This window comes from Brevibacillus choshinensis (genome assembly GCF_016811915.1).
In the GTDB taxonomy this organism is placed as follows: domain Bacteria; phylum Bacillota; class Bacilli; order Brevibacillales; family Brevibacillaceae; genus Brevibacillus; species Brevibacillus choshinensis_A.
The window spans coordinates 1,736,459-1,748,363 of sequence record NZ_CP069127.1; the positions used below are offsets into that span (position 1 = coordinate 1,736,459).

The window sequence follows — 11,905 nt, forward strand, 5'->3', positions numbered from 1 at the left end:
CGGATTCGACGGTTGTCGGATCCGTTTTTGTTTGCGCAAAAAGTGGGTTTTCATTTCCTTTCTTGGGCACACTATCCGTACATCTTCGTGACTCGCAAGGTTATGGACTCGTACAGCTCCTAGGGGGGATAGCGTTGAGCCAGTTCTGGAAAGCGTGGCAGAAACGGAAGGAAACCCTTCAGACAAATACGCTGCAAAAGCATGCTGACAAGAGCATGGAGAGCGTCTCGGATGTAGAACTAACGCCGGACGTCCACGTAAATATTTCGTTGATCCGAGATGAGTTAGGGAAATGTGATGATCTGGTATTTCGACGCTTTCAGAACAAGGAGGGCATGGACTGTGTCATCGTCTTTCTAGACGGGATGGTCGACCGGAACATCATCAGCCAGTTTATCATCCAGTACACAACCACAACATCCACGACCTACGAAGGTCCCGCAACGAACGAATTGGATGCTACGGATCGTTTGCGACAGGTGATTCGCAATATCCTGTCAGGCACTGCGGTACTGATGGTGGACGGGAATCGCGAAGCATACCTGAACAATACGCGAGGCTGGGATCGCAGAGGAGTGGAGGAGCCGCAGACTGAATCGGTGGTACGCGGACCGCGTGACGGCTTTTGTGAAACGCTATGCGTCAATTCGGCGCTCATCCGGTTTCGCCTAAAGGACCCGAATCTCAGAGTCCGCCATTTGGTGGTCGGGCAGCGGACACAGACTGACATTTACGTCATGTACATCGATGGGCTCGCTCATAAGCCTATGGTCGATGAAGTGATAAGCCGGATTGAACAAATCAACGTGGATGCGATTTTGGAGAGTGGCTACGTCGAACAAATGATCCAGGACCGCAGATGGTCCCCTTTTCCGCAGATTCAAAACACGGAAAGGCCGGATAAGGTCGTCGCCAACCTGCTGGAAGGAAAAGTAGGCATACTGGTTGACGGAACACCGTTTGGATTGATTGCGCCGGCTGTACTTTCGCAGTTCTATCAAAGTCCGGAAGATTACTATGAACGCTTTTATATTGCAACACTCATTCGCCTTATCCGGGTCATCAGTATTTCCATTGCCCTGCTGCTGCCTTCTCTGTACATCGCATTCAGTTCGTTTCACCCCGAAATGATCCCATCCCGGCTAGTGATTGCGATGGCAGCGGGGCGTTCGACCGTTCCATTTCCCTCACTGGTGGAAGCCTTGTTCATGGAGCTGGCGATTGAAATTTTGCGGGAAGCGAGTGTGCGGCTGCCTGGGCCGATCGGTCCGACCATTGGAATCGTAGGAGCATTGGTTGTCGGGGAAGCGGCCGTTACGGCAGGTCTCGTCAGTCCGGTCATGGTGATTATTGTGGCGGTTACCACCATCGGTTCCTTTGCATCCCCCAGCTACAGCGCTGCCATTGCGATTCGGATGCTGCGTTTTCCGGTCATGCTGCTTGCGGGGATGTTCGGTCTATATGGAATCATGCTGTTTTTGATCATCATCATGGTTCATCTATCATCACTCAAGTCATTCGGCGTGCCGTACATGTCGCCGCTCAGTCCGCTGAACATGCTAGGCATGCGCGATCTTTTCGTTCGAGCGCCGCATCATATGATGAAGACGCGTCCCAACATGTTTCACGTGCACGATAAAGTTCGTTTGCGAGAGGAGGATAAGCAGTGAGCCAGCAGGACGGGAGCCGCCAAATCAATACGTTTTCCTTGTGGCAGCAGACGTCCCTGATTACCAGTACGCTGATCGGAGTCGGTGTGTTGACGCTACCTCGGACAACTACCTCGAGGCTGTATGAAGCTGGCTGGATGGCTCCTTTGATAGGGGTAGTGTGGGTGTTTTTTTCCGTTTGGATGATTGCCTCTCTCAGTAAACGGTTTCCTGGGAAGACGTTTATCGAATACAGTCCGATCATTTGGGGGTCAAAAAAGAGGCCGCAGCAGGGGAGATGGCTCAGTTTACCGTGGGTGTTAGCCTTTTTGCTGTTCATGTATTTTTCCACCGCAATCGTCTCTCGCATTTTTGGAGAAGTAGTCGTAACCTCCGTCCTGCTGGATACTCCTTTGGAGGTGATCATCATCACGATGTTTCTCCTCGCGCAAATGCTCTGCATGCACGAAGTGGAGGTAGTAGCGAGAATTAACGAGCTGCTGTTTCCGCTCATCCTGTTTCCCGTACTTTTCATCGCTCTTGCGTCTTTTCAAAATGCGGAATGGAACAATGTATTGCCCCTGTACCGGGCGTCCGGCAAGGCGCTTTTTGAAGGAATGTATGAATCTGTCTACTCTTATGCTGGGTACGAAATTATGTTGATCTTCTTCGCGTTTGCGCACGAGAACAACAGCAAGGCGAGGGCCGGGTTTTATGGTATTACGATTGCGATGTTCGTTTACACGCTGATCGTCCTGGCCGGCACTGCCGTGTTTGGTTACGAGGAATTGCAACGGGTATCTTGGCCGACTCTGGAACTGGTGAAGACCACAAAGGTGCCAGGTCTCATTTTGGAGCGGCTGGAATCTGCCTTTCTCGCCGTATGGGTAGCCGCCGTGTTTACTACGGTGGCTAATGCCTATTATGCATTCGTCTATGGAATACGCCAGCTTTTCAACAAAGGCATCCTGTTTCAGCGGATTATCTCTGCACTCATGTTTATCCCGCTCTTTTTCATTGCTCTTTGGCCGCAGAACATTGTCGATATCTTTCGGATCAGTTCCTATATGGGCATGGTGAGTCTCGCCCTAAATTTGGGGGTGCCGATGCTGTACTGGCTTGTTCTCTGGGCTAGAGGCATGGGGCAGGGGGCAAAGGAGAGGAAGTCAGGTGGCTAAAAACTTGTTTCGGATCGCCATTCTGGTGACTTGTTTTGCGCTCCTGACTGGATGCTGGGACAGGAGGGAGCTGGAGGAACGCACATCCGTTCTCGCAGTGGCGATTGATGTAGTCGAGGGTCGAGAAGACTTGTACAAGATGACGGTACAAATCCCTATCGCTATCAAAATTGCTGGTAGCAGCGGTCAAGGAGGGGGAGGAAACTCCAATGCGGTGAAAATCATGAGCGTGACAGGCAGGACGGTGACGGATGCTGCAAATAACCTGCAGCTGAGGCTGAACCAAAAGCTGTTTCTGGGTCATACACGCGTCCTCGCCATCAGCGAAGAGGTCGCAAGACGGGGGATTCAGGACATCATGGACGGATATCGGCGGGAGCCGCAGATTCGGCGACTCATGTGGCCCATCATCGTAAAGGGGGAGGCGGCTTCTCTGCTGAAAATCAAGCCGCAGCTGGCGCAAATCCCAGTCGTATTCTTGATGGACCTCATCGAAAATGGTTCCAAAATGGGAACAATTCCTGACCAGACCCTAGGGGACTATTTTGTTCAGACGTCCAATAAATCCATGGAGCCGTTCTTGAATTACGTGCAGGCAAGTCAGACAGAGGTGCGCTGGGAAGGGATTGCTGTCTTCCGCGGCCACAAAATGGTAGGCGCGATCAATGATATTCAATCCTGGTCCCTGCTGCAGCTGCGCAACAAGCAGCGCGGGGGAGATGTCATCATTCCTCTCCCTGGCACTAAAAATGGTTATGTCACCTTCCGTCCCCATTTTGTCAAAACCAGGCTCGACCTGAAAGGACAGCATGGCCTTGCCAGCTACGAGCAACACGGGCATTCAGCCACTTATTATTGCGAACTGCAGGGAGATATCGTAGAAGTGACGGAGAATTTAAAGATGAAACCTGAGGAGTTCATCAAGAAAATGCAGGCGCTGATCAAAAAAGAAATGGAAGCGAGATCAAGCAAGCTGTTTACGCAGCTGCAGAAGGATTACAGCAGCGATATCCTGAGGCTGGGACTTGCATTGCGCGGCCATCATTACCGGGACTACTGGAAGAAGCACGACTGGAGGAAGGATTTTAAAAACTTCCCCGTAAAGGCCGTCTACACCATCAAAATTCGTCGCTTAGGAATGGAAATGCAATAGGAGCGAGATACCCATGGAAACTCAACGGAGATTCGTCAGTACGTGGCAGCTGATCACGATTTTGATTAGCTCCATGATTGGGGTAGGGATTTTGTCCCTTCCCCGAACGGTCACCACAAAACTTCATGAAATGGGGTGGGTGGCACCTGTCATCGGAGGCGTCATCGCCATCTTTCCATTGATGGCGATACTGTATCTGAGCAAAGAATACCCTGGGCTTACCTTTGTGGAATACAGCCCCCGGATTTTGGGGAAGTCTGGCTCTCCGAAGCTGGGCAGATTACTCTGCTATCCGTGGATGTTTCTGTTCTTTTCCTTTCAGTTTTTAAACGCGGCGATGGTTGCCAGAGGGTTTGGCGAGGTGGTGGTGACGGCAGTCTTGCTGGAGACGCCATTGGAAGCCACTCTCATCGGTTTGTTTCTCATCGTGCTTTTTCTTTGCATGCACGAAATCGATGTCTTGGTGCGGGTCAATGAGCTTCTGTTCCCCATCATGCTGATCCCAATCTTTTTGGTTCCCTATGTATCGCTGACAGCGGCGGATTGGAACAACCTGCTGCCCATTCACATAGAATCATGGTCAGATGCGTTAAAAGCAGGAATCAATACATTTTCGCTGTACACGGGCTACGAGCTGCTGCTGGTCTACTACGGCTTGGTGATTCCCGGTGCAAAAATCGGCCTCGCTACCTGGTTTGGGCTCGTCTTTACCATCGTTTCCTATGCGCTGACTGCTGTTGCAGGCATCGTGGTATTTGGATATGAGGAACTGCAGCTGATGATTTGGCCCACGCTGGAGATGGTCAAAACCGCACAGCGGACTGGCTGGTTTCTGGAGCGATTGGAGTCGGCCTTTCTCGCCATCTGGGTAGCGTCCGTGTTTACGACGCTGGGAAACATGTACTACACGACCATTTACGGCTTACGACTATGGTTTGGCAAGGGCATCCGCTTTCAACGGATTACAGCTCTTGTGCTCATTATTCCATTCTTTTACGTCACCTTGCTTCCTCAGAACATTGTCCAGTTTTTTGCCTATGCGCAATACTTGACCCATTTCGGGTATGTCGTCTCGATAGGCCTTCCGATCCTTCTGGCCCTGATCCATTGGCTGCGTAAACAGAACGTCGAAGTTCAGGAGGCTGACAGCAAAAAGGGAGGGACGTAATCGTCTCTCCCTTAAGCATGCTGCATGGAGCCGTTAGATGATGGGTTTTTCGGCTTGCGCAGGCAAATGACCCGCGATCGTATTGACCATTTCTTGGCGGGAGGAGGTATCGCTGTTTTGCCACAGCACTTCAAACAGCACACCCAGTCCAGGCAAGGTTTTTTCCTGTCCGCTGGAAATCGCATCGGTGATGGTCTCTTGTACAGCGCTAGCGTCAGACCCCTGCATTTTGTACATGATGGCTTGACGCAGGTTGAGCGAAGCAATGTTCATAACGGTGCGCACACCTCTCTTAAGGGATCAATTCGGAATTAGTATTTGTCAGGAGAGGGGTGCTCATACCACCTTTTGTGGACGGAGTTCTCGATATGTTATAATGCATGGTATTGGAAAAAGCCCCCTGAGGACGCGGCGGGATGAAGGAGTAGATCAGGATGTCAAAGCAATTTGCCATTATCGGGATGGGACGTTTTGGTTCCAGTGTGGCCCGTACCTTGTATGAAATGGACTATGAGGTTATGGGCATTGATGAAAATGAAGAACGGATCAATGAAAACATTCAGTATGTGACTCATGCCGTCGCAGCAGATTCCACAGATGAACGCGCACTCAAGGAAATCGGGATCCGAAATTTCGACGTGGTGGTTGTCGCCATCGGTGTTGATATACAAGCGAGCATTTTGACCGTATTGACCTTGAAGGAGCTCGGTGTGAAAAAAATAGTGGCCAAGGCGCAAAACGAACGCCATGGACAGGTTCTGTACAAGGTCGGAGCAGATCGCGTGGTCTTTCCGGAGCGGGATATGGGTGTGCGTGTTGCACACAACCTCATCTCTGCCAATGTGCTGGATTTTATCGAGCTTGCGGATGACTACAGCGTCGCGGAGGTCGTGGTTTCCTCCAAATTCGTCGGGAAAAATCTGCGTCAGCTCGACATACGAAAAAATTATGAAGTGAACGTCATCGCCATCAAGAGCGGAGATAAATTCAATATCGCACCCAGCCCGGATGAAACCATCCAGTACGGCGATGTGCTCGTCGTCATCGGGAACAACAAAGATTTGAAGGCATTTGAGGAGAGAGCGTAGGCGCATGACACACGAAGTGATTACATCGGTACAAAATCCGCAAATCAAGCGGCTTCATCAATTATTAGAGCGAAAAGGAAGGGAAGGGCAGGGACGCTTTCTCATCGAAGGGGCGCATTTGGTGGAAGAGGCGCTGAAGAGCGGAGCCGAAGTGCTGACGATCCTGTACGACAGTGAGCGGGACATGGACACAGCATGCAGGCGGGCTCTGGAAAATCATCCACAGGACGTCCAGGTCATCGCCGCTTCCTCCGCCGTCTTGGCCAAGCTTTCGGAAACCAAGACCCCGCAGGGCATCGTGGCAGAAGTCAAAAAATATCAGGCAGACTGGAACGAATGGCTGAAGGCTAGAGCCACAGCGAGCGAGGATTTGCTGCTTCTGCTGCTGGACGAAATCCAGGACCCCGGCAATCTCGGTACCATCCTGCGGACAGCGGAAGCAGCTGGCGTAGATGGGGTCGTGCTGGGCAAAGGAAGCGTCGATCTTTACAACGGCAAAGTGATGCGCTCCACGATGGGGGCTCTGTTTCGCTTGCCGGTTTTCACGCGTTCTCTGCCTGATGTTGCGGATGAATGGAAGGCGATGGGAGGGAGCTTGCTCGTTTCCACGCTGCATGAAAAGAGCATGGCTTATGATCGTGTCGACTATGTTCCAAAAACAGCGATCGTCATCGGCAACGAAGGAAGAGGTGTATCTGCGGCCATGATCGAGCGCGCGGATCAGCTCGTACATATCCCGATATACGGACAGGCAGAGTCACTGAATGCGGCAGTTGCTGCGGGAGTGTTCGTCTATGAGGCGCAGCGGAAACGAAAAGAGTAACTCCGCCTTTACTGAACAAACGATGACAGCTTGATTACGCTTTAAGAGCAAAAAGAGCGCGTATCAGCGCTCTTGAAGAGATAACCAAGACGTTTGCTTCGTAGAGAATGGGAGAACACATGTCAACCATGTTGCATATTTTGTATCACAAGCCATAAGCTTTAAAGTGAGCAGGGAGGTGTAGGTGACACTACAATCCTTGCTTTCTTTTTACAGATCGATCTGGCTGCACTGTTCGCCATGTCTTTAATCTTCTCCTGGCAGATGCATGGTTTTCAAATGCCGTAAATTCCATAGCAGGCTTTTCCCGTTCGCTGTTATCAGTTTGATCGTATTCCCCTCTATTGTTTCAAGTAATCCAATCTTATTGTGATCTTCGCCTAGATCAAACACCACCAAGTTGCCTGATAGCCGATTACATTGTTGGGCAAATGTGCGGGACAACGGAATCGCAGTTGGATTCACTGGGAAATGTTGGTGCGCTAATGAGTAGGGAGTTACATTAGGTGGAGACGGTATGATCCATTTCACATGATCAAGAGATACGAAAAGTGATTTATAGACTGGTGAATAGAAGAGGAAGTAATCATTCATGATGCTTGTCACATATCCGTGGACAGATTTGTTGCCAGTCACGTAAATTTCTACAAATCGCCCTTTCGCATTATCTAATACTTTGCGATAGGAGATATTTTCTGTCTGCTGATCGATTGGCACATCAGGGATAGCTGCAAGTTCATCCATTTGAGTGGAACTTCGTTCTAAATGTTGGACATTTGTTAATGTAATATAAACAAAGTCCGGGTCTTTGTAGATGACGATGATGTCTAATCCAGCGTCAATAAGCACCCCAGTAAGCTGATTTCTTCCGGATATCTCCACATCTATATATTTCCCCATCAATTGATTCAGTTGTTGCAATGGTTTGAACCTCCCCAAATTAGAAAATCCACGAAACCCAATAAGCCAGAATGACCAACGTGAACGCGACAGTGATCGGGATGATGTACCAAGTTGCCTTCAGGTAATCGCCCCAAGTGATTTTCACATGGCCCCTCTTGACGATATGCATCCACATGATGGACGCCAGCGTACCAATCGGTAAGAAAAGGGAACCTATGTCGCTGCCGATAATGCTTGCAAGATAAGCCACTTTAAGTGTGAGCGGGTCAAGACCCATACTCGTTAAGGTTATGGTCCCGACCATCAAGGCAGGGTGATTGTTAAACAAATCAGAGAGCACCGACACCAAAAACCCCATCATGAGACTGGCATTCAGCATACTTCCGTGAGCGATGGGTTGGAGGAACTGGATCAGCAATTGGGTTAAGCCAATGTTGTGCAAGCCATAGATAATCACGTACATACTGAAGGCAAACACAATGATATACCATGGAGTTTTTTTCAACATATCCACTGGTGAAATCTGCAAACGATACCAACGCCAACCAAGCAGGACTAGGGAGCCGAAAATAGCGGCGATGGCAACGGGAATACCCAAGTAGGATGCGACGAACAAACCGACACGCACCGCAAACACAAAGATCAAGATATTTCGCATGAATTTACCGCGATTTTCCTTTGGGATGGGTAAAGGTTTGGATTTCAAAGGGTGATTTCCATTGAAGGCATCAGAGTTCCATATTCCGGATACGGCGGTAGGAACGGTAAGCGGCAAAGCCTTGCGGAAGTGGAAGTACAACAACGTCACCATAAGCAACAACCCGATGGTAGCCGGAATGAACATCATCGCCGTGTGCATATAAAGGGTCATGTTTACGATTTTTAAAGCAATTAAATTTACGATATTACTAACCCCTATAGGTGCGCTGGAAGCTGTGGCAACTAAAGCGCCAGATAAAAGATAGGGGATTTTTTGATGGTTTTTTAGACCCATATGGCGGAGTAACATAAGCAGGATCGGTGTGGTAATTAAGATGCTTCCATCGTTATTGACGAACAGGGTCATCAGGAAGCAGAGTAGGTTTACCAGCCAGAAAAGGCGTATGCCCGATCCTTTTGCTTTTTCTACCACGATTTCAGCTGCCCACTGAAAGAATCCAAAACTCTCCAACACAATCGCCATGACGATCGTTGCCATGATAGTGATGGCAGCTCCACCTATTGTGCCAGTGATGACCCCCAAATCAGCGAGGGTTACACTTCCACTCAAGAGAACTACAGCTGCACCCACCGTTGCAGGAATTGCCTCATTTACATTGGGTCGCCAAAAGATAAACCCAATGGTACAGAGGAAGGATAGGATGGTAAGCGGGATAGTTAATTCGGTCACGCATAAAATCTCCTTTCAACACAAAAGCTATATTTGATGGTTCGTGCTGTCATAAGCCGTGAATAATCTCCGCTCCCCCCTTAGTAGACTAGAATACATAGTCACTTCACCTTCCCTTACATCTGTCATCGAAGTGCTTGTATAATGTATCAATACGCGATTCCAAACAATGTGGACTAAGCAATCGGCTTATTTCTCTCAATTTCCACTGAAATGTATCGACTGGTGTCAATGAATAGCAGATGTACCGCATCGATAGATAACTCGATGTAACAATGGTAAAAACAAAAGGGATACTGGATTGCTTTCCAGTATCCCTTGTTTATTATTTGATAAAAAAATTAGCCGATCTTTTGTTCGTTTTGCTTCTCTTTGTATTCTTCGCGCGCCAGCTGCCATTGATCCTGCGCCATTCGGATAATCCCGCTCTCAATGGTCGTGTTTCGAAAGGCGAGTGCTTTTCCGAAATAGTTGATAGCGAGATCAAACTTTTGCAAGCGGCGGTACAGCTCGCCGATCAAATAAAGCAGGCGCACCTCGGACATGTCCTTGTCGGCGCGAGCGTAGTCGGAATGGATATATGAAAGCTCGTATTCATCTACAGCCATGCCGATAAAGCGAAACTCTTCCGCGAACCGTTCCAAAGAACGATACAGCCAGGCAAGGCGCAGGTACAGACCCGCTTTTACGGAATGGGGCTGATCCGTCATCTCTGCCGCATAGATGGCGAGCTTGTAAGTGACGATCGCCTCAGGGGCTTGTCTGATCGAGCCGAAGTCCTTGGGAGTCCATTTGGCTGAGATCTGTTCGTCCACGACCTGCTTCTCCCACGGCGCAAGCTTCTCTTTGAATGGATCGGTAAAGGCAAAGCCGCATGCCGGACAGACGTTGACCGTATAGAGAATGGGATTGAGGGACTGCTCTTTAAAGCGCGTGTAGAAATCATGATCACGATGGACGATTGTCAACGATCCGCTTTTTACCCGTTTCGTGGTGAACGATTTTTGACAGTGACGACAGGTGCAGGACTTATCGTAGAGTGCAGATACCTTATCGATCATGGCAAAAGTCCCCTTTCTCTTTTAAAAACCGTTGTATCGGGATATGCTGATGGATATGTAACATTTGTAGAATTGAAAGTTCGCCATTGTTACGCTATAATTTTCCTACGTCTGATTATAACGTAAAGCAATGATGGAGACTAGTACGCAGGACCTATTTGTTTTCAGGGAGAAGATGCCGCAGACTGAGAGCATCTTTAGCAAAATAGCTGCCGAATTCACTCCTAAGCCGCACTCTGAACCGTTTTCACGCAGTAGGAGCAGCCGGGTCACTCCCGTTAACAGTGATCTTAAGTGAGACAAAAGTCATGTTCGTTTCTGTGAGAATCATCACGGTCCGAGTGCTTTGTCTAACAAGGGTGGTACCGCGAGAAAAAAGTAACTCGTCCCTTTTGAGGGGCGGGTTTTTCTTTTTCTTTCAAAAAAACCATAAAGGAGCGATATGAAGTGCAAACTCGGTTGCAAGAGATGAAAGATTCCGCACTCGACCAGATTGGTCAGGTCACGGAATCCGCACAACTTCAGGAATTGCGCGTCAAGTACCTGGGGAAAAAGGGGGAGCTGACAGAGCTTCTGCGCGGAATGGGCAGTCTTTCTGCAGAAGAGCGTCCACTTGTGGGTCAATTGGTCAACGAAGTGCGGGGAGCGCTTGAGTCCGCATTCGCAAGCAAGCAGCAGGCGTTGGAAGAGGCAGTGCTGAACGCAAAGCTGTCTTCACAAACGGTCGATGTAACCTTGCCGGGCCGTCCGGTTCCAGCAGGCAGCATGCATCCATTGTCCCGCATCATCGAAGAAATCGAAGATATTTTCGTGGGTCTGGGCTTTGAGGTAGCAGAAGGTCCTGAGGTTGAAATGGATCACTTCAACTTCGAAATGCTCAATCTGCCAAAGGATCACCCGGCTCGCGACATGCAAGATACGTTCTACGTAACGGACGAGATCCTGATGCGTACCCATACTTCTCCGGTACAGGCGCGCACCATGCTGAAAAAAGAAGGCAAAACGCCGGTGAAAATCATTTGCCCGGGTAAAGTGTACCGCCGCGATGATGACGATGCGACGCACTCCCACCAGTTCACCCAAATTGAAGGTCTGGTGATCGATAAAGGCATCGGCATGAGCGATTTGAAAGGAATCCTCTTGACGTTTGCACGCCAAATGTTCGGGGAAAACCAGCAAATTCGCCTGCGTCCAAGCTTTTTCCCATTCACCGAGCCAAGTGCGGAAGTGGATCTGCAATGCTTCAACTGTGGCGGACATGGCTGCCGCGTATGTAAGCAAACAGGCTGGATCGAGATCCTGGGCTCCGGCATGGTGCATCCGCGCGTACTCGAAATGGCTGGCTACAACCCGCAGGAAGTCAGCGGATTTGCTTTCGGAATGGGTGTGGAGCGCATTGCCATGCTGAAGTACGGCGTAGAGGATATCCGCCATTTCTATACCAACGACGTTCGTTTCCTGCGTCAGTTCAATCGAGAGTAGAGAGGAGAGG

11 protein-coding genes and 1 other annotated feature are annotated in these 11,905 nt (G+C 49.5%); of the genes, 7 read left to right on the plus strand and 4 right to left on the minus strand.

From position 1 onward, the window contains the following. Positions 1–134: 134 nt before the first annotated feature. Genes JNE38_RS09000 through JNE38_RS09015 form a run of 4 tightly spaced genes read left to right on the plus strand, consistent with a single transcriptional unit; the run spans position 135 to position 5,148 of the window. Positions 135–1,670 (plus strand): spore germination protein, encoded by a 1,536-nt coding sequence (locus tag JNE38_RS09000; protein ID WP_203356243.1) that lies wholly within the window; start codon positions 135–137, stop codon positions 1,668–1,670. Next, positions 1,667–2,827: a GerAB/ArcD/ProY family transporter gene (locus JNE38_RS09005; RefSeq protein WP_203356244.1), complete on the plus strand. Its 1,161-nt coding sequence runs from the start codon at positions 1,667–1,669 to the stop codon at positions 2,825–2,827. The genes JNE38_RS09000 and JNE38_RS09005 overlap by 4 nt, the downstream gene beginning before the upstream one ends. Continuing rightward, positions 2,820–3,980: a Ger(x)C family spore germination protein gene (locus JNE38_RS09010; protein WP_203356245.1), complete on the plus strand. Its 1,161-nt coding sequence runs from the start codon at positions 2,820–2,822 to the stop codon at positions 3,978–3,980. Before JNE38_RS09005 ends, JNE38_RS09010 begins: the two co-directional genes overlap by 8 nt. Before the next feature lie 13 nt (positions 3,981–3,993). After that, complete coding sequence (locus JNE38_RS09015) at positions 3,994–5,148, plus strand: GerAB/ArcD/ProY family transporter (RefSeq protein WP_203356246.1); 1,155 nt, start codon at positions 3,994–3,996, stop codon at positions 5,146–5,148. 33 nt (positions 5,149–5,181) lie between these two features. Here the strand turns inward: JNE38_RS09015 and sspI are convergent, their stop codons facing one another. Further along, the gene (gene sspI / locus JNE38_RS09020; RefSeq protein WP_203356247.1) at positions 5,182–5,421 is read right to left on the minus strand and encodes a small acid-soluble spore protein SspI; all 240 of its coding nucleotides are present in this window, start codon (positions 5,419–5,421) and stop codon (positions 5,182–5,184) included. A 161-nt stretch (positions 5,422–5,582) separates the two neighbouring features. Between sspI and JNE38_RS09025 the strand changes: the two genes are divergently transcribed. Together JNE38_RS09025 and JNE38_RS09030 are read left to right on the plus strand one after the other, a co-directional pair. After that, positions 5,583–6,236, plus strand: coding sequence for a potassium channel family protein (locus JNE38_RS09025; RefSeq protein WP_203356248.1), 654 nt, complete (start codon positions 5,583–5,585; stop codon positions 6,234–6,236). A 4-nt stretch (positions 6,237–6,240) separates the two neighbouring features. Next, positions 6,241–7,059, plus strand: coding sequence for a TrmH family RNA methyltransferase (locus JNE38_RS09030; RefSeq protein ID WP_203356249.1), 819 nt, complete (start codon positions 6,241–6,243; stop codon positions 7,057–7,059). A 246-nt stretch (positions 7,060–7,305) separates the two neighbouring features. On the opposite strand, the gene JNE38_RS09035 is transcribed toward JNE38_RS09030, so the two are convergent. The 3 genes from JNE38_RS09035 to JNE38_RS09045 all read right to left on the minus strand — a co-directional run bounded on the left by JNE38_RS09035 (position 7,306) and on the right by JNE38_RS09045 (position 10,413). Further along, positions 7,306–7,980, minus strand: a complete 675-nt coding sequence (locus JNE38_RS09035; protein ID WP_203356250.1) for a DUF2642 domain-containing protein — start codon at positions 7,978–7,980, stop codon at positions 7,306–7,308. Between the two features lie 19 nt (positions 7,981–7,999). After that, complete coding sequence (locus JNE38_RS09040) at positions 8,000–9,352, minus strand: arsenic transporter (RefSeq protein WP_203356251.1); 1,353 nt, start codon at positions 9,350–9,352, stop codon at positions 8,000–8,002. Positions 9,353–9,693: 341 nt separating this feature from the next. Further along, complete coding sequence (locus JNE38_RS09045) at positions 9,694–10,413, minus strand: DUF2225 domain-containing protein (RefSeq protein WP_203356252.1); 720 nt, start codon at positions 10,411–10,413, stop codon at positions 9,694–9,696. 121 nt (positions 10,414–10,534) lie between these two features. Continuing rightward, positions 10,535–10,807, plus strand: a binding site (T-box leader). Between the two features lie 53 nt (positions 10,808–10,860). Here JNE38_RS09045 and pheS point away from each other — a divergent pair. Beyond that, complete coding sequence (pheS, locus tag JNE38_RS09050; RefSeq protein WP_203356253.1) at positions 10,861–11,895, plus strand: phenylalanine--tRNA ligase subunit alpha; 1,035 nt, start codon at positions 10,861–10,863, stop codon at positions 11,893–11,895. Positions 11,896–11,905: the final 10 nt, after the last annotated feature.